Source organism: Arthrobacter tumbae, from assembly GCF_016907495.1.
Taxonomy (GTDB): Bacteria; Actinomycetota; Actinomycetes; order Actinomycetales; family Micrococcaceae; genus Arthrobacter_D; species Arthrobacter_D tumbae.
This window is the reverse complement of the sequence record NZ_JAFBCC010000001.1, coordinates 877792-899797: the sequence shown is the minus strand read 5'-3', so window position 1 is coordinate 899797 and position 22006 is coordinate 877792. Positions and strand designations below refer to the sequence as shown.

Below are 22006 nucleotides of genomic sequence, written 5' to 3'. Positions count from 1 at the left end.
TTAGAAGGGAGGGGTCAGATGGCTAGTCAGGATTGGGTCGACAAGGACTTCTACAAGATTCTTGGTGTGCCCAAGGACGCCTCCGACGCCGACATCAAGAAGGCTTACCGGAAGCTCGCGCGCAAACACCACCCGGACCAGAACCAGAGCACCGGCGGCTCGGACAAGATGTTCAAGGACATTTCCGAGGCCTATTCGGTGCTGTCCGACCCCGAGGAACGCCAGCAGTATGACGCAGTCCGAGCCATGGGAAGCGGGGCCCGCTTCACCGCGGGCGGTCCCGGCGGACCAGCCGGGGGCGCCGGCTTCGACGACGTCTTCGGGAACCTCTTCGGCCAGTCGGCGGAGCGTCAGCGCAGCGGGGGCTTCGGCGGCGGCACCAACCTGCCACCGGAGTTCGCCGACCTGTTCGGCGGTGGAGGCGGCTACTCGTCCGGCGGCGGTTTTCCGGGCTACCAGGCACCGCCCCGCAAGGGCGCGGACCGCACCGCCAGCACCACTATCTCCTTCGCAGGATCCATCCGCGGAACCACCATCGGCCTGCGTGAACCGTCGGGCGAAGTCATTGACGTCCGCATCCCCGCCGGCATCCGCGACGGCCAGAAAGTGCGTGTCCGCGGAAAGGGCCAGAGCGGGCCCGTGGGCAACGGCGATCTCATGGTCACCGTGAATGTGAAACCACACTCCTTCTTCCATCGCGACGGCGACAACATCCGGGTGCATGTGCCGGTCACCTTCCCGGAAGCAACGCTCGGAGCCCAGGTGGAGGTGCCCACCTTGGACGGCGAAAAGGTCACGGTCAAGGTCCCGGCGGGCACTCCCTCGGGCAGGACTCTGCGCGTCAAAGGCCGCGGCGTGAAGACATCGAAGGTAACGGGCGATCTCCTGGTGACTATCGACATCGTTGTTCCGCAGAATCTGAACAAGGACGCCGCAGCCGCCGTCGAGGCATTCTCGAACGCTACGAAGGATGCGGATCCGCGCAACAACCTGGCCGAGAAGGCACGGCTCTAGGGTGTGGGAAAGCTAGGCAGCGGAAGGGGAGCAACACATGACTGTTGACATCAACATGCCGATCTATGTCATCTCCGTCGCGGCGGAGCTCGCGGACATGCATCCCCAGACACTGCGCCAATACGACCGGTTGGGCCTCGTTATCCCCAGCAGGGCGTCCGGGCGTGCCCGCCGCTACTCACAGCGCGATGTCAACGTCCTGCGTGAGGTGCAGCGGCTCTCCCAGGAGGGGGTGTCGCTGGAGGGCATCCGGCGCATCCTTGAGCTGGAGAACCAGGTGCTTGCACTTCAGCACCGCGTCAGTGAGCTGACGGATGAGCTCGCCCAGCGCCGGAGGTCGGAGACGACCCGTGTCTTCGCTGCCGGTCTGGCTGGCGAGACCGTCACCCTCGCCCGCGGCCAGCGTCCCCGCCCGCGCAGCCAGGCGCTGATGATCTGGCGCGGAGACCCAACCCGCTGACATCTCTGATGCCTCCCACGTGGCGCAACCTGCAATTCCACGGCACACTTGTATACATGCCTGATTCAGAGTTCGCTGACGCCACGGAATTCCTGCTGGAGGGTGTTCTTCAGCTCATCCTCTTCGGTGGAGCTGTGCTGGGAATCCTCGCGATCGGCGCTGCAACCGGAACCTGGCTGATCGTGCGCCGCATCCGCCGCTCAGGAGTCCTCCGTCGCCGGATCGAGCGGGGCTCCAGCCGGCTGCGGTCATTTTCCACGGACGCTTCGGCACGGGAACTCGCAAGGCTCCGGCTCCAGCTGGAGCGATCCACTGAGGCCACGCGCCGTTCAGTTGCCGCCGCCATCGCGCACGGGTCCGCGGCCGGGGATCTGGCCGCAACGGCTGATGACCTCACCCGGGCAGAAGCGGTGCTCTGCGAGCGCATAGCACTGGCTGAGCGGGAGCCCCACCGGGCACTGCGGGAGGATCTCGCGCGCAGTATCGGCGAGCAGGTCAACTCCCTCTGCGAACTGTCGGCCCAGTTGCGTCGCACCCTGCTTGAGGTGCACCAGGAAACCGGCAGCAGGCAACTGGAACGCGCCACCTCCCGCCTCACCATGGAGATCGGCGCGCTTAAGACCTGGAACGCCGCGTACGGCACCGGCACCCGGAGGGCATAGCGCCAGTGTCCGTCCGACGCCGCATCTCACGCATCATCGCCTCGCGCCGAAACGCAGTCGAACCGGGTGATCCGATCGCCGCGCTTGGTGATTCGCAGCGGCAACAGGAGGAAAACCTCGACCGCGCGCGCCGCAGCGTCGCTGACCTCGCCGCCGTCCGCCATCGCGTGGACACCCTTGCCCGGCAGGCAGCCGCGGATCTCGATGCGTGCAACCGCGAAGCGGAACGGGCGGTCGCGAACAACAATGACGACGCCGCCCGGTCGGCATTGCGCCATGCCCTGGAGATTCAGAAGAGACTCGAAACCCTGACCCGCCAACGCGACGACGTCGATCAGCAGTTCCGCTCGCTGGAGTCAGATCTGTACCGGCTCGAAACCTCCCTGCAGGACAACGCCGTCCGTTACGAATCACTCAGGGCGCAGCACGGTGCAACGCAGGCAGCGTTGAATGTTCAGGGTGCGGTCTCGTCCTCAGCAGGCAACAGCATGGAAACCGCCCGTGCTGCCCGCGAGGCGGAGCAGGCTGCCCGGCAACTGAGGCACCAGCAGGCTGCGCAGGAAGAACTCGCCTGGTCAGACCCGACCTCCGGGAAGCTCGAAGAGGCCTTCGATGAGCTGGAAGCCCGTGAGGCCGCCGAGCAGGATCTCCGCCAGTTGAAGGGGCGGGTGCAGGGCAACCGCCCGGGGTCCGCCTGACAGCCCGGGCACTCCGAGGGAACCGTCAGGGCCGGTTGCTAGGCTCGGGCAATGGATGAGCTCAATGGCAACGGAATCAGCGGCAAACACTTCCTGGTGGTCGGCGCAACAGGTGAACTCGGTTCGCGCATTGCGGGGGAGCTGAAGTCCAGAGGAGCGGAAGTGACGCTCAGCGGCAGGGACCAGGAGAAGCTCGGTGTACTTGCCGGCCAGCTTGGCGCCCATTCCATCGCCGCTGACCTCACGCTGCCGGGCGGCCCGGCCGGAATCGTTGATGCGCTCGGGGACCAACCGTTGGACGGCGTGGTGTACGCAGCGGGCGTCGTCGCGTTCGGCGCTCTGGCAGAGCTCGACGACGACACCCTGGATGAGCTGCTCCTCACCAACTTCGTGGGTTACGCCCGGCTTCTGCGGGCGGTGGTTCCACGCCTGAACAAGGGCGGGCAGGTCGTTCAGATCAGTGCCGTCGTGGCCGAGAGTCCCACCGCCGGCATGGCAGCGTATTCGGCGAGCAAAGCTGCCCTCAGCGCCTTCGGCAAGGCAGCGGCACTCGAGCTGCGCCGTAGTAACGTCCGCGTGCTGGACGTGCGTCCGCCCCATACCGAGACCGGCCTGGCTACCCGTCCCATCGATGGCCAGGCACCCCGCCTGCCGCAGGGCAAGGACCCGGATGCGGTGGCCCGGCGGATTGTGGATGCGATGGCTGCGGGGGAGCGGGACCTGCCGTCGTCGTCGTTCGACTGAGCGGGAACGGGCACGCAAGCGAGGTCAGCGGAAGCGGCGACCCTGGTCGCGCCGCGCCGCCCAGAGGGCTGTCGCTCCCAGCACCAGCAACCAGGCCAGCAGGCAGACGACGGTGGTCGGGTGCAGCCCCTCGCCAGTCAGCGCGAAGACAGACAAATCCCGCGCGGCACGCGAAGGCAGGAACAGCGAGAGCGTGTTGAGCCACTCAGGGAACATCAGTGGCGGAAGCATCATGCCGCCCGCAAAGGCCAGCGGGAAGAACACCACCTGCGTCACCGCGACGGCTACCTTGGAGGTGCACAGGTGCCCGATGAACAGCCCGAGCGCCAGGAACGGCAGCCCGCACAACAGCCACACCCCTACAGCAAAGGGAACCCTCCACCAGGGCAGGTCGCCGCTGGTGAAGGCGTCCGGCGCTGAGGTGAGCAGGGCGCCGAGGATCAGGACCGGCAGCAGTGACATGAACGCGAACAGCATCCCGGTCACCGCCCGTGCCAGGATTCCGGGCAGCGGTCCCGCCGGGAGGGAGCGGACGTAACTGCTCCACGGATTGGCGCGGTCCTCGGCCACGCCTACTCCGTAGTTGAACAGGAACGCGCTCATCACGCCGAAGACGCCGAGCTGCGCTATCGATGCGAGCGAGGCCATCGGATTGGCCGTCACCGCCGACTGCGGCACCACGAAAAACATCAGCACCAGCGCCGGAAAAACCACCGACGAGATCACCGCGACCGGGATGCGCAGCTGCTCTAGGAGCTGCGCCCTCGTATGCGTGCGGATCAGTGAAAGCTGAGACGGAGCAGTGTGAGCTGTGGCGGCGTTGCGTCCTGTGGGCGGGTTGTGTGCTGTGGCGGTGCTCATTGCTTCTCCTTGGCGGTGAGGGAAAGAAAGGCTTCTTCGAGGGTGGCGCCATGGACTTCAAGCTGCGCGAACGCCAGCCCGCCGTGAACCAGTTCGCGGACCGTGGCGTCGGCGTCCTGGGTCACCACCGTGGTGCGTCCGGTGTCAGCTACCGTGACGTCCACCGTGCCGGGAAGGGACAGGAACGACGACGGCGGCAGATCCGTTGCGAAGGACACCTTGCTGACTGCCACGCGGCTGCGGATGTCATCCACGGTCCCGTCAGCGATCACTGTTCCCCGGTCGATGACCACCACCCGGCTGGAGAGCGCTTGGATCTCCTCGAGGTAGTGGCTGGTGATGAGCAGCGTGCCGCCGGAACTGCGGTAGGTGCGCAGCTGGCTCCAGAGGGTCTCGCGCGCGTCCACATCCAGGCCGGTGGTCGGTTCGTCGAGGATGACCAGCTCCGGTCTTCCCACAAGGGCCAGCGCTACGAGCAGGCGCCGCTGCTGACCGCCGGACAGACCGCCGCACTGCTTCCGTTCCGCCTCCACGAGGCCGAAATCCTTCAGGAGCTGCGCGGCAGGAATCGGGTGCGCGTAGTGCCCCGCGACGAACTGAACGGCTTCACGGACGGTCAGGTTCTGCGGAACAGCAGTCGCCTGCGGAGTGATGCCGAGCCGCAGGCGGGTGCGTGGATGGGACGGGTCATCTCCGAAAAGCCGGACGGTTCCCGAGTCCGGACGCCGGAGCCCTGACAGCAGGCCGATGAGGGTTGACTTGCCGGCACCGTTCGGCCCCAGCAGCCCCACAGACTCAGCCGGATGGATCTGCAGGCTCACTCCCGTGAGTGCAGCAGTCTTGCCAAAGGATTTGGTGACAGCTTCCGCGGAGGCGAGCGGCGCCGTCGTACCCTGCCGGCGCTGCGCGAGGGTTGCTGGTGAGGTCATGATTTCTCCGTAAGTTCGGTGGTGAGGAGTTGGTGTAGTGCCAGGCGGTAGGCGGCGTAGGCGGCGGTTCCCGCCGGAGTGATGGCCACATAGGTTGCCGGTGTGCGGCCCTCGATGGTCTTGGAAACGGTGATATAGCCGGCGTCTTCAAGCTTGCGCAGGTGGGTTGAGAGGTTACCGGCGGTCATGTCGAGGATCTTCTGCAGCTTGGTGAAGGCGATGCGGTTGCGCTCGCCGACTTCGTTCAGTGTGGTGATGGCCCGTAGCCGTGACTCGGCATGGATGACCGGGTCAAGCTCGGGCATGCGAGTGCCCCCGGCGCTGACGCAATGCCTGCACAGCGGCGCCCACAAAGAATCCGCCGGAGCCGAAGATGAAGAACACGGTGAGGAAGTGCTCCGGCCCGGCGACGATCGACGCGATGTCCACCACGAGGAACCACACGCCCATGACGACCTGCACCACGTCGTTGAAGGTGGTTCCGCCCGTGATGTACAGCAGGCCGACAATCAGGATGGCGATGCCGTTGATCAGCATGCCGCGGAGCCAGAAGTCATCCACTGCCATCCCGATCGTGCCACCCAGTGCGCCCATCACGATGAACCCCAGGATCCAGGCGAGCGCATAGAAGCCGCCGGTGAAGGATGAGTGGCCACGGATTCCGCGGCTTTGACGGCCGAAGATCACGATGGTCACCGCTACACCGGCGGCAACGAGGAGGCCGAAGAGCGTGAGCGCGGTTTCGGGTTCGAGGGGAATCCAGCCGTTGCGGGAACCGTGGAGCGTACCGAAACCAAGGAACCACGTGAGTGCCCAGAGGAGATACACCCAGGCACCGTTGCCGCGCAGTTCCCGGCGGGCACGCTTTTCTGCGGCCGAAACCACGTTGAGTGCGGTGTTCAGGTCCAGGGGGCGTTCGTCGTCGAACCGGTTGGAGCCGTCGGGAACCTTCTTGTGTGAGTTCACACAAACTACTTTGCAGTACAAACCAGTTTGCTGCAAGAGGTCAGGTCGAAATCCATCGTCACAGGATGCAGACGAAGGGTCAGGTGTGGATACGCTTCCCTCCATGGCGATTGAACCGGATACCAAAGACTGGACCTGGGTGCTGGAGCGTCCCTGCCCGCAGTGCGGCTTCGATGCGGCGGACTATCCGTCGGGAAGCATCGCGGAAAAACACAGGCTGGACCTGCCGCGGTGGCGGGAAGCGCTCGGTCGGGCTGACGTGCGGGACCGTCCGGATGAGGGCACCTGGTCAACGCTTGAGTATGCCGCGCACGTCCGGGACGTCTATGTCCTGTTCACCGAGCGCACGGAACTGATGCTGGCGCAGGAAGACCCGATCTTCGAGAACTGGGACCAGGACCGCACTGCCCGGGAGAAGAACTACGCCGACGAGGATCCGGCCCGGGTAGCCGACGAGCTGGCGGCAGCGGGGGAGACCTATACAGCGCTGCTGGACTCGGTCCCGGACTGGCACCGGGTGGGGCGGCGCAGCAACGGTTCGCGTTTCACCGTCGAGACCCTCGCCCAGTACGGACTGCACGACGTCGTCCATCACCTTTCCGACGTCCGCGGCTGACGATTCCTCGCAGGTTCGCGCCGCCGATGTGCGTGTCGAAGCCGAACACGCCGCGGTAGGTGCCGGGTTAGGGTGGAACCTGCACGGAATCGTCCGCGGCCTACCGTCAGCGCTGACCGTCCGCGGCTGACTAAACCCTGCGGTACGCCAGGTCGAAGATCGAGCGGCCGGCGTCGTGAGCCTTGTTCTCGAAGCTCGTCAGGATGCGGCCGTCGAACCGGGGGGCCCAGCCACCGATCGAGTCTTCGCCCTCGTTCCGCGAAGCCGTCCCGGCTGGTTCGCGCCCTTCCCGGCGGGGCGTGCCGCCGACCTCGTGCTCCACACCGCTGGCCCAGACCAAGGTGAGCGGGCTGTCGGAGCCGGCGCGCTCGCCGTCGTGCAGGTTCTCGAAAAGAGGTGAGTCATCGGCGGAGGCGCGCATCTGCACGGCGTAGTCAGACCAGTCGGTGGCGAGGCGCAGGATGCCGCCCGGTGCCAGCACGCGCCCGGCGAGTGCAAGAAAGGAGTCCTTGACCAGCCGGCGCTTGTGATGGCGGGTCTTGTGCCAGGGATCGGGAAAGAAGACCCACAGTTCAGCAACCGAGGCGGGGCGGATCATGGTGGCCAGCGCCTCGGCCGCATTCACCTGGGCAATGCGCACATTCGTGAGACCGCCCTGATCGATACGCAGCAGGGTCTGGGCGAGTCCCGGCTTGTACACCTCGAGCGCGAGGAAATTGCGGTCGGGATCGGCCGTCGCGGCGGCCGCTACCGCTTCACCGAGTCCTGACCCGACCTCCACCACCAGCGGGGCGTCGCGCCCGAAGGAGGCAGCGGCGTCGTACTCCCAGGCAGGGTCCACGGACGTGTCCGCTGCAGTGTTGCGGGGCACGTCCACCACCAGGCCCTCAGACAATTCAGCCCAGGCATCACGACGGCGGCCCTGGAGGCGGTTGCCTCGGCGGACGAAAGAGACGGGTTGGGTGGAGAAGGGCTGGGGTTCAGGGCGCGTGCTCATCGGTACAAGCGTAGCGAGGCGTGCAAAGCGGGCGGTGCCGCTGGGTGGTGTTGCTGGATGGTGCCGCTGGATCAGGCGCCGGCCAACTCGGCGATCCGCGCCATGGCCAGCTGCGCATAGAGCGCGGTGCCGTCAGCGAGGATGCTGTCATCGAAGGCCGCGTAGGGAGAGTGGTTGAACGCGGTACCTGCCGGGTCCACGCCGGGTTGAACCGCGGACAGGAAGACGAAGCTCCCGGGCACGGCCGCAAGCACGCGGGAGAAATCCTCGGAGCCGCTGAGCGGGTTCACCATCTGCGTGTACCGCTCGTCGCCGAACAGGTCGCGGACGTGCTTCTCGATGTTCGAGGTTTCGCCCGCGTCGGTCACGGTCAGCGGGTACTCCGTTTCATACTCGACCGTCGCGTGGAGACCGTGCGCCTCGGCGATGCCGTTTACGAGCCGGGGGATGGCCGTGCGCATCAGTTCCCGGTTCTGCTCGGAGAACGTCCGGATCGTCGCTTCGATGCGTGCGGATTCGGGGATGACGTTGCGCTTGGTTCCGGCGTGCAGCAGACCGACAGTGAGTACCGCTGGGTCGAACATGTCGAACTGGCGGGTGATCATCGTCTGGAGGCTGGTCACGATCTCCGCCGCAACGGTCACGGGATCCTTCGCGCGGTGGGGCGCTGACCCGTGACCGCCGGCACCGTGGACGGTCACGTACAGCCCATCCGACGCTGACATCAGCGTGCCCGGCCTGCTGGCGAAGAGGCCGTTCGGCAGCAGCGAGGACACCACATGAATGCCGTATGCCGCATCCGGCCGTCGCCCGGCGGCCTCAAGAACGCCCTCCCGGATCATCACGCCCGCGCCGTCGAAACCTTCTTCGCCGGGCTGGAACATCAGAACGACGTCGCCGGCCAGTTGGTCACGCCGGTCGGCAAGGATCCGCGCGGCTCCGGCGAGCATTGCGGTATGCAGGTCGTGTCCACAGGCGTGCATCGCGCCATCGATGTGGGACGCGTAGGGCGCACCGGTCTGCTCCTGTACCGGAAGCGCATCCATGTCACCGCGCAGCAGCACCACCGGCTTCCGGGAGGCCGACGACGGCGCCGTTCCGCGCAGCACGGCTGTCACCGACGTCGTATCCTTGCCGATGCTCACCTCGTAGGGGAGCCCATCGAGCGCTTCCAGCACCTTTTCCTGCGTCCGCGGGAGGTGCAGCCCGATCTCCGGCTCCTGATGCAGCCGGTGGCGCAACTGCGTCACCTCCCCGGAAAGGTCTGCAGCATGGGCGCGGATTGCGGCGGCGGTAGGCAAGGTTCCTCCTGGAGGTGGTGAGGTTTTCGGTGGGGCGGGCATGGTGGGCTTGCTCACACAGACCCCATCCTCACCAACCGCCGTCAGGAGCGCAACCGGACCACTGATAGACTTGACCCACTTGCTTGCGGTACCTGGAGCTTGTTCCCGGAGATTTTCGGGTTCCTTCAGCCGCAGCCTGCGTCGATGAACGCATTCTTTTGTCCCGCGCTATCTCCCAAAATCGTGAGAGCGGTTGACACTGTCTGACTTTCCTTCGGCGGACTCTGGGCACCAACCGGTGCGCAGGGAAGATGAGAAGAAAGTTCGTGTACTTTACATGACTACCTTTGCTGCGCTTGGCGTGCCCACAGCGCTGGTCCGTTCCCTCACCGAGCAGGGAATCACCGAACCGTTCCCCATTCAGGTCAAGACCCTCCCCGACACCCTCGCGGGTCGGGATGTTCTCGGCCGCGGCCGCACCGGCTCGGGTAAGACCCTGGCGTTCGCGCTGCCGATGGTCTCACGCCTGGCCGAACGCGAGGCAGCTTACCGCCGCAAGCCCGGACGCCCGCTGGCGCTTATTCTTGCTCCCACCCGGGAACTCGCCACGCAGATCAACGCCACCGTTGAGCCCCTTGCCGGCGAGCTGGGCCTGAACACCACCGTCATCTACGGCGGCGTGTCCCAGGCACGCCAGGAGAAGGCGCTGCGTGCCGGCGTCGACATCGTCATTGCCTGCCCCGGCCGGCTCGAAGACCTAATGCGCCAGAAGCTGGTCACGCTCGAGTCGGTCGAAATCACCGTGCTCGACGAGGCCGACCACATGGCTGACCTCGGCTTCCTTCCCGTCGTCAAGCGGATCCTCGACACCACGCCCACCGAGGGCCAGCGCATGCTGTTCTCGGCCACGCTGGACAACGGCGTGGACAAGGTCGTGCAGCGCTACCTCTCCAACCCGTTGACGCACTCCGTGGACACCACGCAGGCTTCGGTCACCACGATGGAGCACCACGTGCTGCTGATCGGCGACCAGACCCAGAAGAAGCAGCTCATCGTGCAGCTCGCTTCCGGCAAGGGCAAGCGCGTGCTCTTCATGCGCACCAAGCACCACGCACGCAAGCTTGCCAAGACCCTGACCGACGCCGGCATCCCCGCTGTCGATCTGCACGGCAACCTGTCCCAGAATGCGCGTGACCGCAACCTTGCCGAGTTCTCCACCGGAGACGTCCGGGTTCTCGTTGCCACCGACGTCGCAGCCCGCGGCGTCCACGTGGATGACGTCGAGCTCGTGGTCCACGTTGATCCGCCCACGGAGCACAAGGCGTACCTGCACCGCTCCGGCCGTACCGCACGCGCTGGATCCGACGGCACCGTCGTAACCATCACGCTGCCCGAGCAGAAGGGTGAGGTGCAGAAGCTCATGAAGGCGGCGGGTGTGAGCGTCGGGTTCGAGAACGTCTCCGCGACCTCCCCGCTCGTGGGCAAGCTCATCGGCGATGTTGCAGAGAAGGTCGACCCACGCACCCGGGCGGCGCTTCTTGCCCAGCGCGAGACCCCGCGCGGCGCAGGCTCCTCGACCGGAGCGAACGCCGAGCGCAAGCGAAACCGGCGTGCAGCCCCCGCCGCAGGCGGACGTGGCGGCCGCGGTGGACGCGGTCGCGTCGCAGCGGACCCGCAGGGCAACCGTGCAGAGCGCCGCAAGGACCAGCCGCAGGCAGCGCGTTTCGGTACCGAAGGCGAGCGTCGTCGTACCGGTGAGGGTGCAGCAGCCGGCGGAAACCGCACGCGCCGCGCCCGCCCGGCAGGTTCGGGCGACGTTGCTGCTTACAGCACCTCAAGCACACGCGGCGCGCAGGGCAAGGGCCAGCCCGGCTCGGGTCAGCGCAGCTCCGGACAGCGTCCCTCGGCACCGTCGTCGTCGGGCCGTCCCGCCGGCACCCGCGGGTCCGGCCCACGCAGGGCAGGCGCCCCGGCGTCGAACGAGCGCCGCGGCCGCTAAGCAACACGCTTGAAACGACTCTGCCCACCGAGCTGAACAGCTGGTGGGCAGAGTCGTTTCTGCTCCCGGTTCCCGCAGCAGTTGCGCTAGCAGTCCGGGTCTACTGACCGGCCCCGCGGAGGAAGTCCTCCATCAGGGGGCCACCGGAGATGGAACCGCGTTCACCCTCCTCCACAAAGACGGCGACCGCGAGATCACCCTGCAGGGCCACTACCCAGGCGTGCGTGCGGGGCGGATCCTCCGTGCCGAACTCGGCGGTACCGGTTTTGGCGAGGACGGGTTCGCCCGGGATGTCCGCGAGCAGCTGCGCACCTCCCACGGTAACGACGGCGCCCATCATCTCCCGAAGATCTGCCGCCTGATCAGCAGTCAGGTTGCTTGGGGCCGGCGCTTCCTGTGTCCCGGTTTCTGTATCCTCAGCTTCTGCTGTCTGTTCAGTTGAGGGCTCAGCGGAAGCCGATGACGACGGCGCCTCCTCCGGCGCTGTGTTCCCGGCCAGGAGCGTGGGCGCCACCCGTTCCCCAGCGCCAACCGATGCAGCCATGATGGCCAGGGACAGCGGAGAGACCAGGACCTCGCCCTGCCCGATCATCGATGCTGCATGAGCAGTGCCGTCCGCCTCCGTCGGTACCGAACCGAAGAACCCGGGAGTACCGATGGAAACGTCGATTCCAATGCCCAGATCCGCAGCGGCCGAGGCCAGCGCTTCCTGGGAGATGACCTCGCGCTGGGAGATGAAGCCGGTGTTGCAGGACTGCGCAACGGCTTGCAGGAGCGGTATCTCCCCGGTGAACTGCGCGGGATACCCCGGTACGTTGTTGAACGCACGCCCTTCGACCACCAGCTCCTCGGGGCAGCTGGTGGTGGTCTCCGGCGTGAAGCCGTTCTTGAGCAGGGCGAGCGACGTAGCCACCTTGAAGGTGGATCCGGGCGGATACTGGCCAAGCAGTGCGGTCTGCAGACCCTCGCTGCCGGGGCCGTTCGCGACGGTCAGGATCTCACCGGTTGATGGTCGGATGGCCACGATCGAGGACGCCGAGGGTTCTTCGGCGAGCACGTTCTCCGCCAGCGTCTGCAGTGCGGGATCAAGGGTGAGTTCGAGCGGCTCGCCGGGAACCGGCGCCTTCTCGAAGAGCACTTCGCTGGTGCGTGTTTCACCCTCCCCTGTCACGGCTTCGATGACCATTCCGGGGGTCCCGCCGAGCTGCTCGTCATACTGCAGTTGGAGACCTGACAGCCCGGCAACGTCACCGGGTTCAAGGCGACCTTCGGACTGCGCCACCAGCTCAGCGGTCACCGGGCCAACCGATCCCAGCAGCTCACGGGCAAAGGTGCGGGTAGGGGCCAGTGACATGGTGTCCGGGATGCCGGAGGCTCCGGCGATGGCATCAATTTCTTCGTCAGAGACAGGGCGGTCCTCGTTGTCACGCAGGACGATCGCTTCGACGAAGGCCTGCTCGCCGGCGCCCAGGACCTGCTCTGTGTAGGCCGCAGGGTCAAGGCCCACGAGTTCGGCCAGCGCGGCGGAGGATGATTCAAGCCCGGAGGCCTCAATACGCGTCTTGTCGATGCCCACCCGGATGACCGGACGCTCGGTGACCAGGACTTCGCTCTCTGCACCGAGGACTTCCGCGCGTTCGGCCGGAGTGCGGGAGACCGCGAGCGAGGCCTCCGCGCTGAGGCCGTCAACAGCGAGGGAAGGGTCCCAGCCGACCTGCCATTCGTCGTCGACCAGGGTCAGCTCCGCGGTGGTGGTGTAGGTCCAATCCATGTCACTGTCATCGAGATCCCAGACGTGATTGAGCTGGGCCGTCGCTGTGTCTTCCCCCGTCGATTCCACGCCGGCAACGGACACCGTCGGTGAGGCCGGGTCGAGACCGGCGGTAACCTCTTCGAGCTGCGCGGCGGCGTCCTCTGCGGAAACGGCAGCAAAAGCAACGCCGCTCAGGTCCCCGGTGGTCAGTCCCTCGGCGAGACGTGTGGCCGCATCTTCAGCGGTAGGACCATCCTGAGAGCAAGAGGTCAGAGTCAGCGCCAATGCGGCAACGGTCAGGACAGACATGATATTGGTTTTCCCCATGGCCTCCATTATTGCCCACGCGCTTCCCTGGCCGTCCGCTTACCCACAGACGCCGCGCACGTCTGTCCGGATAGCAGCCGGCGGAATACCATCAGAGGCATGACCCTTCCCCGAATTGAACTGGCAGCCGGCCTCATCGTGAGCGCCCAGGGTTTCGGCGGCATGGCGCTGACCGAGGTCTACGGCGGTCTCGATCAGGAACAGGCCCTGAAGACCCTTCACCACGCGGTCGATGCAGGCGTGACGTTCATCGACACTGCTGACGTCTACGGAGCGGGCAGCAACGAAGAGCTCGTTGGCCGGCTGCTTGCCGTGCGGCGGGACGAGGTGGAAGTCGCCACCAAGTTCGGCATCGAGGGCAGCCCGGCCGCAGGGTACACGGGCGTCCGCGGCGATGCCGCCTATGTGCGAAGTGCAGCGGAAGCCAGCCTGCGGCGGCTGGGAACGGACGTCATCGACCTGTACTACATGCACCGGCGTGACACCTCCGTGCCGATCGAAGAGACAGTCAACGCCATGGCGGACCTGGTCGCAGCGGGAAAGGTGCGCCACCTGGGACTGTCCGAGGTGACGGCGGATGAGCTGGCAGCCGCCCATGCCGTGCACCCGATTGCAGCTGTCCAGAGCGAATGGTCCATCTGGAGCAGGGACGTAGAACGCCAGGTGGTACCCACAGCTGCAAGGCTCGGAGTCGGATTCGTGCCGTACTCGCCGCTCGGCAGGGGCTTCCTTACCGGAACGGTCCAGGCACAGTCTCTCGCCGAAGGCGACTTCCGGCATCGTGTGCCGAGGTTCAGCGCGGACGCGATGGACGCCAATGCCGCCGTGGTCGAAGCGGTCCAATCAGTGGCCGTCAACGCCGGAGCCACACCCGCGCAGGTCGCGCTTGCTTGGCTCGCTGCGCAGGGCTCGAAGTTTGGGCTCCCGGTGGTTCCGATTCCCGGCACCCGCAAACCGGAGCGCATCGACGAGAACGCCGGCGCGCTTTCGGTGACGCTCACCGACGCAGATCTGGATGTGCTGGACGCGGCTGCCGACCTCGTGGTGGGCGAGCGCAGCGCCAATCCCGCTTGGGTGTCGAAGGGCAGGGAAGCCTGAGGGCGATCGAGCATCGGCAGCAGTTCGCCTGAAGTGAAAACGCTCCCGCAGCACTGCAACAAAAACTTGAGCGCAGTACACTCAACTTAGTAGTTTGCGCTAATGCAGGAGGGTCAGCATGGACACCAAGTTCACCACCAAGAGCCAGGAAGCACTGTCTGCTTCCGCTATGAATGCCTCCACCGCGGGGAATCCTCAGGTGGAGCCCGCGCATGTGCTCAAGGCGCTGATGGACCAGCGGGACGGCGTCGCCGTCGCGCTCCTCACCGCTGCCGGCGTGGGTGCGGACAGCGTCAGCGTCAAGGCGAGTGCCGCGATCAAGGCGATGCCGTCGTCGTCGGGTTCATCCGTTGCGCAGGCACAGTTCTCCCAGCCCATGCTGCGGGTCATCACCGCTGCGCAGCAGGAGGCAGAATCGTTGGGAGACTCCTTTGTCTCCACCGAACACCTCCTCCTCGGAATTGCCGCTGATTCCGGGGCAGCGGGCAGGGTTCTGCGCGAGGAAGGCGCTTCCCGTGACGCGCTGATCGCGGCGCTCCCCGGGGTGCGTGGGGACCGGCGCGTCACCAGCCCCGATCCGGAGAACACCTTTCAGGCCCTTGAAAAGTTCGGCGTGGATCTGACGGAGGTAGCGCGCTCGGGCAAGCTGGACCCGGTCATTGGCCGTGATACCGAAATCCGCCGCGTGGTGCAGGTGCTCTCACGCCGTACCAAGAACAACCCCGTGCTGATCGGTGAACCGGGAGTCGGCAAAACCGCCGTTGTCGAGGGCCTGGCGCAGCGCATGGTCGCAGGGGACGTGCCCGAGTCGCTGCGGGGCAAGACGCTCATCAGCCTCGACCTCGGTTCGATGATCGCCGGCGCAAAGTACCGCGGCGAGTTCGAGGAACGGCTCAAGGCGGTCCTCGAAGAGATCAAAGCCTCGAACGGCCAGGTGGTCACCTTCATCGATGAGCTGCACACCGTCGTCGGTGCCGGCGCATCGGAAGGATCCATGGATGCCGGCAACATGCTCAAGCCCATGCTCGCCCGCGGTGAGCTGCGCCTGATCGGTGCCACCACGTTGAATGAGTACCGCGAGAACATCGAGAAGGACGCAGCGCTCGAACGCCGGTTCCAGCAGGTCTACGTCGGTGAACCGAGCGTTCAGGACACCGTGGGCATCCTCCGCGGACTCAAGGAACGCTATGAAGCCCACCACAAGGTGTCCATTGCCGACTCCGCGCTGGTAGCGGCCGCAACACTGTCCAACCGGTACATCAGCGGCCGCCAGCTTCCGGACAAGGCCATCGACCTGGTGGATGAAGCGGCGTCCCGGCTGCGGATGGAGATCGACTCCGCACCGGAGGAGATAGACCAGCTGCGCCGCGCCGTCGACCGCCTGACAATGGAGGAACTGGCACTCGAAGGGGAGTCGGATGAAGCGTCAGTCGAACGTCTCGAGGCTCTCCGGGCGGACATGGCGGACCGCAAGGAGCAACTCGGTGCGCTGAACGCCCGCTGGGAGGCGGAAAAGGCCGGGCTGAACCGCATCGGCGATCTCAAGGCGAAGCTGGATGAGCTGCGCTCGCAGCAGGAACGCACCCAGCGTGAGGGTGATTTCGAGACTGCTTCCCGCATTCTCTACGGCGAGATACCGCAGGTGCAGCGGGAACTTGATGCGGCGCAGGCCGAGGAGGAACGGTCGGCTGATTCGCCGGAATTGATGGTTGCGGAGGAGGTCACGGCGTCGGACATCGCTGAGGTCATCTCCGCCTGGACCGGCATTCCGGCCGGACGCATGCTGCAGGGTGAAAGCCACAAGCTGCTGCATATGGAGGAGAACCTCGGCGAGCGCCTGATCGGCCAGAAGAAGGCCGTCGCGTCGGTTTCCGATGCTGTGCGGCGTGCCCGCGCCGGCATCTCGGACCCGGACCGCCCCACCGGATCCTTCCTGTTCCTTGGGCCCACAGGGGTCGGCAAGACCGAACTCGCCAAGGCGCTGGCGGACTTCCTGTTCGACGACGAGCGCGCCATGATCCGCATCGACATGTCGGAATACTCGGAGAAGCACGCGGTCGCGCGGCTGGTCGGTGCCCCTCCGGGCTACGTCGGTTACGAGGAGGGTGGACAGCTCACGGAAGCAGTCCGGCGCAGGCCCTACAGCGTCGTGCTGCTCGACGAAGTGGAGAAGGCCCATCCCGAGGCGTTCGACATCCTCCTGCAGGTGCTCGACGACGGCCGGCTCACCGACGGCCAAGGCCGCACGGTGGACTTCCGCAACGTGATCCTGGTGATGACATCAAACCTTGGCTCGCAGTACCTGGTGGACCCGACCGTCGAGGAGGCAGCGCGCAGGGATGCCGTCATGTCGGTGGTGAACTCGAGCTTCAAGCCGGAGTTCCTGAACCGGCTCGACGACATTATTCTGTTTGACGCCCTCAGCCTCGAGGAGCTCTCGCAGATTGTGGATCTGCAGGTCTCTGCGCTCGCTGCCCGGCTTCAGGACCGCCGGCTCACGCTCGACGTCACGGACGCAGCGCGGGAGTGGCTGGCACTCACCGGGTTCGATCCCGCATACGGTGCCCGTCCACTTCGCCGCCTGGTGCAACGCGAGATCGGCGACCGCCTCGCCCGCGGGCTCCTGTCCGGAGAAATCAGCGACGGCGACAAGGTCCGGGTGGACCGTGCAGCGGACGGGGCAGCAGGGCTGACGGTCGGCAGCGTCACGGGCTAGCGCGGTCAGCTCTCCGGTCGGCGTGGTCGGAGCGGGGGATGCGTTCCTCGCTCGAGTCACTCAGGCCTCGCTTGAGTCACTCAGCCAGGAGTGTGTCCATGATGACGTTGCCTTCATCCGAGACCACGAAGCAGTCGACGCGCCGGTCGCCGTCAGCCCAGGTGCCCGAGGTCGGCGTGACCTGGGTCAGCGTGAGACCCGCGTACTCTGCGGCGGCATTCTCATTAACTGCCACCGAGTTGCACAGGTCGTCGCCGCTGGCGTTCAGCGCAGCTTCCCCGGGGAATTCTGCGTCCTCCGGGAAGCCGGTGGTGGCCAGCAACTGGGCATTGTGCGGCGTGGTGCACGTAACGGTGGTGACGTCCGCGCTGACGTCAAGCGAATCGAAGCCGAGGATGCAGTCGCCGGCGCCAAGCTCGAGGGGCGAGATGCTCTCCGCGATGATTCCGTCGGCGCCGGCTGTGGTGCTGGGAGAGGACCCGGTGTCGGAATTGTCCGGACGCAGGGCGTTGACAATGCTGGTGATCGCGACAATCAGCAGAATCAGCACCACCAGCCCCGCCACACCCAGAAGAATCAGTTTCTTCCGGTTCCCACCCCGGGACCTGCCTGCGGAACGGGCCCGGATGCGCGTCGGGGCGGCGTCGTTCGCTCCGGCCGGCGGAAGACCATACGGTCCACCGACGGGCGGAACAGGATTGGCAGGAGCCTGCGGGTGTCCGGCGGCGAAGGGCTGGGCCCAGGGTGCTTCCGGTGCTTCAGTCTCGGCGGAGTCTGCGGATGAGCTGGAGGCTTCCGGGGCTTCAGTCTCGGCGGAGCCTTTCTCCCGATGATCTGAGTGCTGATCGCCTGGGTGGTGGGCGCCGTGCGCGTGCTGCGTGTCTCCCGGGGCAGCTGCAGGCGGGGCGGGGATGCCAGCCGGAAGGTTGGCTCCCTGATCCGCCCCGGTTGGGTCCGGGACGCCCGCGGTAGCTGCACTACCGTGCGCGGCCGTGCCACCCGGGCCGGCGGACGCATCGGTCTGTCCTGCGTCGAACAGCGCGTCCCAACGGGCCTCGTCCTTGCCCTGGCCTATCCAGGTGGGCTCTGTGCCTGATGCCTCGAAACTCGTTAGCCCGGCTGCATCCCCTTCGGCACCCGCGGTTGAATCTCCCGCTGCGCCTCCGGCAGGAGCGGTGCCCGACGGCATGGCGGCCCCAGTCGGGTCTTCGGCCGGACGGGGGCCGGCAACCAGCGTGCCGACATCCTCGGCTTCCTTGGCTACCAGTGCGGCCTCTGCCGCCGCGTCATCCAACGAGGCGGCCGTGGCTGCGTCCTCGCTGATTTCCGCCGCTCCGAGCGACGGTTCATTGAGGCGGACATCCTCCGCTGAGGTGTTGAGGGTAGGTTCCACTGCATCGGCGGAAACATCCGGATCTGCGAGGTGAACGTCGTCGGCCTTGACGAGTTCCGGCTCGGGCACGGAAGCGTCCGCCGCTGCCGAATTGCCGTCCTCCGGCTTGTCCGGCTGATCGCTCATAGTGAACTGCCCCCTCATGCGCCTGCCGAACGGCGGGCTGGCTACGGTCATGACTACCCCACGACTCTAGCTAAGAATGGGCTTTCCCCGCATCGAGGCAGACCTTCGTTGCATCTCGCGGCTCATCCTGGCGGGTGCGTCCGCACGTCGGGCCGGAGAAACCATGTAACCTATATGTACGACACATTAACCGGATACTCCGGGGCCTCGCTACGCCGTAATTTTGTTGGCCATAGCGACCACCTCCGGATCGACGCAAAAAAAGGGGGTCACGCCATGGGGCGCGGCCGTCAGAAGGCGAAAGCCACCAAGCAGGCACGGGACATGAAGTATTTCAGCCCGTCCACGGACTACTCGGCGCTGCAGCGCGAGCTCAAGGCAACCGAGAGTCGTGCCTCCCGCCATGATGATCCGGTTGAGCCGGATTATTCGGCGTATGAGGATAAATACGCGGACCAGTTTGATGATGAAGAGAACGACGGCGGCACTCGCCGCATCGGGTGAGTTCCCTCTTCTGAGCTAAGCGCTCGCATAATACGTTGAGAACCAGCGGCCAGGACACGTTCTTCCAGGCCGCTGGTTCTTGTTGTGCCCGGGGATTCTGCCGCCCGGGGCAGGTCCCGGGCAGCAGAATGCCGAAAGATCAGGCGTAGGAACCAACCAGCCGCACTGAGCCGCCATCAACACCTTTTGCGCCCTGCACGTAGTCCGGCCCGTCGGTGCTCGCGCCGGAGGCACTTGCCACCTGGCCCATGACCCACGCGGGGACGCCGCGATCGTTCAACCGCTTCACCGCGCTGTCAGCTCCTGCCGCAGAAACCACTGCGACCATCCCGACGCCGAGGTTCAGCGTGCGCTCCAGGTCCGGCAACGGCACGCTGCCCAGTTCGGAAACCAGGCTGAAGACAGGTGGCAGCGACCAGGTGGAGCGGTCCACGGTCGCCTCAAGTCCGCGGGGCAGAACGCGCGCGAGGTTCGCGGCAAGACCGCCGCCGGTGACGTGGCTGAAGCCGTGGACGGCTTCGTCGGAATCGAGGGGGAAATGCCGGGCGAGGTCGAGGCAGTCGGCCGCGTACACGCGAGTGGGCTCAAGGAGTTCCTCACCCAGCGTGCGCCCCAGCTCCGAAACCTGCCGGTCCAGGGCCCAGCCGGCCTGGTTGATGACCCTGCGGACCAGTGAGTACCCGTTGGAGTGCAGTCCCGAAGAAGCCATGCCGATGATGACGTCCCCCTCGCGCACCCGGTCCGGGCCGAGCAGCGCATCCGCTTCCACCACGCCGGTCGCGGCGCCCGCGACATCGTACTCGTGTTCACCCAGGAGGCCGGGATGCTCGGCGGTCTCGCCGCCCACGAGCGCCGTTCCGGCAACGGAACAAGCGGAGGCAATTCCACGCACGATAGCTGCGATACGGTCAGGGACCACCTTGCCGCAGGCGATGTAGTCGGTCATATAGAGCGGCTCCGCACCGACCACCACGATGTCGTCCACGACCATGCCCACGAGGTCGAATCCGATGGTGTCGTGGATGTCCATGGCCTGCGCAATAGCAACCTTGGTTCCCACGCCGTCGGTCGAGGTGGCGAGCAGCGGCCTACGGTACGTCAGCAGTTTCGAGACGTCATAGAGACCGGCGAACCCCCCGACGCCGCCTACAACATTGGCCGTGTGGGTGGCCTTGATGGCGTCCTTCATCAGCTCCACCGCCCGGTCGCCGGCTTCGACGTCCACTCCGGCGCTTGCATAGGTGATGGGGTCAGTTGAGCTCATACCCGCTCTTTCTTGTCAGCTTCGGTCAGGAGGGTCTCAAGTTCGCTTCCCGGCCCAGGGTCACAGCCGGTGGCGCCGGGCTTCTCGGCAGGGTCGGCCCGCTCGAGGAGATTCTTTCCGCGGCGTTCTTCCTCTGGCAGCCTGATGGGGTAATCCCCGGTGAAGCACGCCGTGCAGAGCCGCTCCCGCGGCTGCTTCGTGGCTTCGATCATGCCGTCCTCGGAAATGTAGGACAGGCTGTCTGCGCCGATCGATTTGCCGATTTCATCCACTGCCGCCCCGTTGGCGATCAGCTCGGCGCGGGAGGCAAAGTCGATGCCGTAGAAGCAGGGCCAGCGTACGGGCGGGGAGGAAATCTTGATGTGGACCTCGGCGGCCCCGGCCTCGCGCAGCATGCGCACCACGGCCCGCTGCGTGTTTCCGCGGACGATGGAGTCGTCTACGACAATGATCCGTTTCCCCTTGATGACGGACTCCAGCGCGTTGAGCTTCAGCCGGATGCCCAGTTGCCGGAGCGTCTGGCTGGGCTGGATGAACGTACGCCCCACATAGGCGTTCTTCACGAATCCGTGCGCAAAGGGAATCCCGGACTCTTCCGCAAAACCAACGGCGGCCGGTGTACCGGATTCCGGCACGGGGATGACGACGTCGGCCTCCGCAGAGTTCTCCCGGGCCAACTGCCGGCCCATTTCGACGCGCGAATCATAGACCGAGCGGCCGGCGATCGAGGCGTCGGGACGGGCAAGGTAGACGTACTCGAAAACACAACCGGCCGGCGTCGTCGGTGCGAAGCGGCGGGAGCGGACGCCGCCCTCATCGATGGCGATGAACTCGCCGGGTTCAATCTCACGGATGATGCTGGCGCCCACGGTGGCGAGCGCAGCTTGCTCGGATGCAACCACCCAGCCGCGCTCCAGCCGGCCGAGCACCAGCGGGCGGACGCCGTGGGGATCGCGGGCGGCGTAGAGCGTGCCCTCATCCATGAACACGAAGCAGAACGCGCCCTCGATGGTGGGCAGGAGGTCCATAGCGGTGTCTTCGAGGGAGCGGCCGTCGTCGCCGGCCAGCAGAGTGGTGACCAGTGCGGTGTCGGAAGTGTTGCCCTGCGCCATCTCGCCGGAGCGGGGCTTCCCGTGGCGCTTGAGGACCGTCTGGTACAGATCGGCCGAGTTGGTGAGGTTGCCGTTGTGGGCGAGTGCCACGGTGCCTACGGCGGTGGCGCCGAGGGTGGGCTGCGCGTTGGCCCAATTGGAGGACCCGGTGGTGGAGTAGCGGCAGTGGCCAACAGCGATGTGGCCGGTGAGGGTGTTCAGCGTGGCCTCGTCGAAGACCTGGGACACCAGACCCATGTCTTTATAGACGCTGATCCGGGTGCCGTCGCTGGTTGCTATGCCCGCAGACTCCTGGCCGCGGTGCTGCAGGGCGTACAACCCGTAATAGGTAAGTTTGGCAACTTCCTCGCCAGGGGCCCAGACGCCGAAGACGCCGCAGGCATCCTGGGGGCCTTTTTCGCCGGGGAGTAGATCGTGGGAAAGCTGTCCGTCACCGCGCACCATTGCTCCATTCTCTCACGGCGTAATGAGGCTGGATTTCCGG

Annotated in this window: 20 protein-coding genes; 10 read left to right on the top strand and 10 right to left on the bottom strand. The window is 66.1% G+C overall.

The genetic code is table 11. The features are described 5' to 3' along the window. Positions 1 to 18 precede the first annotated feature (18 nt). Genes JOD47_RS04290 through JOD47_RS04270 form a run of 5 tightly spaced genes read left to right on the top strand, consistent with a single transcriptional unit; the run spans position 19 to position 3578 of the window. Positions 19 to 1014 (top strand): DnaJ C-terminal domain-containing protein, encoded by a 996-nt coding sequence (locus JOD47_RS04290; RefSeq protein WP_204532240.1) that lies wholly within the window; start codon positions 19 to 21, stop codon positions 1012 to 1014. A gap of 37 nt (positions 1015 to 1051) precedes the next feature. After that, positions 1052 to 1474 carry a heat shock protein transcriptional repressor HspR gene (locus JOD47_RS04285; RefSeq protein WP_204532236.1) on the top strand — a complete coding sequence of 141 codons (423 nt, stop codon included), beginning with the start codon at positions 1052 to 1054 and terminating at the stop codon, positions 1472 to 1474. Positions 1475 to 1530: 56 nt separating this feature from the next. Then, entirely contained in the window at positions 1531 to 2136 is a 606-nt protein-coding gene (locus tag JOD47_RS04280; protein WP_204532235.1) for a hypothetical protein, read from the top strand. 5 nt (positions 2137 to 2141) lie between these two features. Further along, the gene (locus tag JOD47_RS04275) at positions 2142 to 2834 is read left to right on the top strand and encodes a PspA/IM30 family protein (RefSeq protein ID WP_204532234.1); all 693 of its coding nucleotides are present in this window, start codon (positions 2142 to 2144) and stop codon (positions 2832 to 2834) included. A gap of 51 nt (positions 2835 to 2885) precedes the next feature. Then, entirely contained in the window at positions 2886 to 3578 is a 693-nt protein-coding gene (locus JOD47_RS04270; RefSeq protein ID WP_204532233.1) for an SDR family NAD(P)-dependent oxidoreductase, read from the top strand. Between the two features lie 24 nt (positions 3579 to 3602). Here the strand turns inward: JOD47_RS04270 and JOD47_RS04265 are convergent, their stop codons facing one another. The 4 genes from JOD47_RS04265 to JOD47_RS04250 are packed head-to-tail and all read right to left on the bottom strand — an operon-like array spanning position 3603 to position 6334. After that, positions 3603 to 4439: an ABC transporter permease gene (locus tag JOD47_RS04265; protein ID WP_204532231.1), complete on the bottom strand. Its 837-nt coding sequence runs from the start codon at positions 4437 to 4439 to the stop codon at positions 3603 to 3605. Then, positions 4436 to 5368 (bottom strand): ABC transporter ATP-binding protein, encoded by a 933-nt coding sequence (locus tag JOD47_RS04260; RefSeq protein WP_204532229.1) that lies wholly within the window; start codon positions 5366 to 5368, stop codon positions 4436 to 4438. Before JOD47_RS04260 ends, JOD47_RS04265 begins: the two co-directional genes overlap by 4 nt. Further along, positions 5365 to 5673, bottom strand: a complete 309-nt coding sequence (locus tag JOD47_RS04255) for a transcriptional regulator (protein ID WP_204532227.1) — start codon at positions 5671 to 5673, stop codon at positions 5365 to 5367. The genes JOD47_RS04260 and JOD47_RS04255 overlap by 4 nt, the downstream gene beginning before the upstream one ends. Then, positions 5660 to 6334: a hypothetical protein gene (locus tag JOD47_RS04250; RefSeq protein WP_204532224.1), complete on the bottom strand. Its 675-nt coding sequence runs from the start codon at positions 6332 to 6334 to the stop codon at positions 5660 to 5662. Before JOD47_RS04250 ends, JOD47_RS04255 begins: the two co-directional genes overlap by 14 nt. 103 nt (positions 6335 to 6437) lie before the next feature. Between JOD47_RS04250 and JOD47_RS04245 the strand changes: the two genes are divergently transcribed. Continuing rightward, positions 6438 to 6950, top strand: a complete 513-nt coding sequence (locus JOD47_RS04245; protein WP_204532222.1) for a DinB family protein — start codon at positions 6438 to 6440, stop codon at positions 6948 to 6950. Between the two features lie 130 nt (positions 6951 to 7080). Here JOD47_RS04245 and trmB read toward each other — a convergent pair whose 3' ends face one another. Together trmB and JOD47_RS04235 are read right to left on the bottom strand one after the other, a co-directional pair. Beyond that, entirely contained in the window at positions 7081 to 7947 is an 867-nt protein-coding gene (trmB, locus tag JOD47_RS04240) for a tRNA (guanosine(46)-N7)-methyltransferase TrmB (RefSeq protein ID WP_204532221.1), read from the bottom strand. A 71-nt stretch (positions 7948 to 8018) separates the two neighbouring features. After that, positions 8019 to 9290 carry a M20 metallopeptidase family protein gene (locus JOD47_RS04235; RefSeq protein ID WP_204536420.1) on the bottom strand — a complete coding sequence of 424 codons (1272 nt, stop codon included), beginning with the start codon at positions 9288 to 9290 and terminating at the stop codon, positions 8019 to 8021. Positions 9291 to 9567: 277 nt separating this feature from the next. On the opposite strand from JOD47_RS04235, the gene JOD47_RS04230 reads away from it, so the two are divergent. Next, positions 9568 to 11229, top strand: a complete 1662-nt coding sequence (locus JOD47_RS04230; protein ID WP_204532220.1) for a DEAD/DEAH box helicase — start codon at positions 9568 to 9570, stop codon at positions 11227 to 11229. 100 nt (positions 11230 to 11329) lie between these two features. On the opposite strand, the gene JOD47_RS04225 is transcribed toward JOD47_RS04230, so the two are convergent. Continuing rightward, a complete protein-coding gene (locus JOD47_RS04225) occupies positions 11330 to 13309 on the bottom strand; it encodes a penicillin-binding transpeptidase domain-containing protein (RefSeq protein WP_204532219.1) in 1980 nt (659 codons plus the stop codon). Positions 13310 to 13408: 99 nt separating this feature from the next. Here JOD47_RS04225 and JOD47_RS04220 point away from each other — a divergent pair, with 99 nt between their 5' ends. Continuing rightward, positions 13409 to 14407: an aldo/keto reductase gene (locus JOD47_RS04220; RefSeq protein WP_204532218.1), complete on the top strand. Its 999-nt coding sequence runs from the start codon at positions 13409 to 13411 to the stop codon at positions 14405 to 14407. A 118-nt stretch (positions 14408 to 14525) separates the two neighbouring features. Continuing rightward, positions 14526 to 17123, top strand: a complete 2598-nt coding sequence (gene clpB / locus JOD47_RS04215; RefSeq protein WP_204532217.1) for an ATP-dependent chaperone ClpB — start codon at positions 14526 to 14528, stop codon at positions 17121 to 17123. A 76-nt stretch (positions 17124 to 17199) separates the two neighbouring features. On the opposite strand, the gene JOD47_RS04210 is transcribed toward clpB, so the two are convergent. Continuing rightward, positions 17200 to 18693, bottom strand: coding sequence for a septum formation family protein (locus JOD47_RS04210; RefSeq protein ID WP_204532215.1), 1494 nt, complete (start codon positions 18691 to 18693; stop codon positions 17200 to 17202). A gap of 225 nt (positions 18694 to 18918) precedes the next feature. Between JOD47_RS04210 and JOD47_RS04205 the strand changes: the two genes are divergently transcribed. After that, positions 18919 to 19146 carry a DUF3073 domain-containing protein gene (locus JOD47_RS04205; RefSeq protein WP_204532213.1) on the top strand — a complete coding sequence of 76 codons (228 nt, stop codon included), beginning with the start codon at positions 18919 to 18921 and terminating at the stop codon, positions 19144 to 19146. A gap of 139 nt (positions 19147 to 19285) precedes the next feature. Here JOD47_RS04205 and purM read toward each other — a convergent pair whose 3' ends face one another. After that, positions 19286 to 20410 carry a phosphoribosylformylglycinamidine cyclo-ligase gene (gene purM, locus JOD47_RS04200; RefSeq protein ID WP_204532211.1) on the bottom strand — a complete coding sequence of 375 codons (1125 nt, stop codon included), beginning with the start codon at positions 20408 to 20410 and terminating at the stop codon, positions 19286 to 19288. Then, the gene (purF, locus tag JOD47_RS04195; protein WP_204532209.1) at positions 20407 to 21966 is read right to left on the bottom strand and encodes an amidophosphoribosyltransferase; all 1560 of its coding nucleotides are present in this window, start codon (positions 21964 to 21966) and stop codon (positions 20407 to 20409) included. Before purF ends, purM begins: the two co-directional genes overlap by 4 nt. Positions 21967 to 22006 lie beyond the last annotated feature (40 nt).

Coding starts and splice junctions, on each gene's coding strand:
- JOD47_RS04290 (WP_204532240.1), top strand. CDS start 19: ATGGCTAGTCAGGATTGGGTCGACAAGGACTTCTACAAGATTCTTGGT.
- JOD47_RS04285 (WP_204532236.1), top strand. CDS start 1,052: ATGACTGTTGACATCAACATGCCGATCTATGTCATCTCCGTCGCGGCG.
- JOD47_RS04280 (WP_204532235.1), top strand. CDS start 1,531: ATGCCTGATTCAGAGTTCGCTGACGCCACGGAATTCCTGCTGGAGGGT.
- JOD47_RS04270 (WP_204532233.1), top strand. CDS start 2,886: ATGGATGAGCTCAATGGCAACGGAATCAGCGGCAAACACTTCCTGGTG.
- JOD47_RS04265 (WP_204532231.1), bottom strand. CDS start 4,439: ATGAGCACCGCCACAGCACACAACCCGCCCACAGGACGCAACGCCGCC.
- JOD47_RS04260 (WP_204532229.1), bottom strand. CDS start 5,368: ATGACCTCACCAGCAACCCTCGCGCAGCGCCGGCAGGGTACGACGGCG.
- JOD47_RS04255 (WP_204532227.1), bottom strand. CDS start 5,673: ATGCCCGAGCTTGACCCGGTCATCCATGCCGAGTCACGGCTACGGGCC.
- JOD47_RS04245 (WP_204532222.1), top strand. CDS start 6,438: ATGGCGATTGAACCGGATACCAAAGACTGGACCTGGGTGCTGGAGCGT.
- trmB (WP_204532221.1), bottom strand. CDS start 7,947: ATGAGCACGCGCCCTGAACCCCAGCCCTTCTCCACCCAACCCGTCTCT.
- JOD47_RS04235 (WP_204536420.1), bottom strand. CDS start 9,290: ATGCCCGCCCCACCGAAAACCTCACCACCTCCAGGAGGAACCTTGCCT.
- JOD47_RS04230 (WP_204532220.1), top strand. CDS start 9,568: ATGACTACCTTTGCTGCGCTTGGCGTGCCCACAGCGCTGGTCCGTTCC.
- JOD47_RS04225 (WP_204532219.1), bottom strand. CDS start 13,309: ATGGGGAAAACCAATATCATGTCTGTCCTGACCGTTGCCGCATTGGCG.
- JOD47_RS04220 (WP_204532218.1), top strand. CDS start 13,409: ATGACCCTTCCCCGAATTGAACTGGCAGCCGGCCTCATCGTGAGCGCC.
- clpB (WP_204532217.1), top strand. CDS start 14,526: ATGGACACCAAGTTCACCACCAAGAGCCAGGAAGCACTGTCTGCTTCC.
- JOD47_RS04210 (WP_204532215.1), bottom strand. CDS start 18,693: ATGACCGTAGCCAGCCCGCCGTTCGGCAGGCGCATGAGGGGGCAGTTC.
- JOD47_RS04205 (WP_204532213.1), top strand. CDS start 18,919: ATGGGGCGCGGCCGTCAGAAGGCGAAAGCCACCAAGCAGGCACGGGAC.
- purM (WP_204532211.1), bottom strand. CDS start 20,410: ATGAGCTCAACTGACCCCATCACCTATGCAAGCGCCGGAGTGGACGTC.
- purF (WP_204532209.1), bottom strand. CDS start 21,966: ATGGTGCGCGGTGACGGACAGCTTTCCCACGATCTACTCCCCGGCGAA.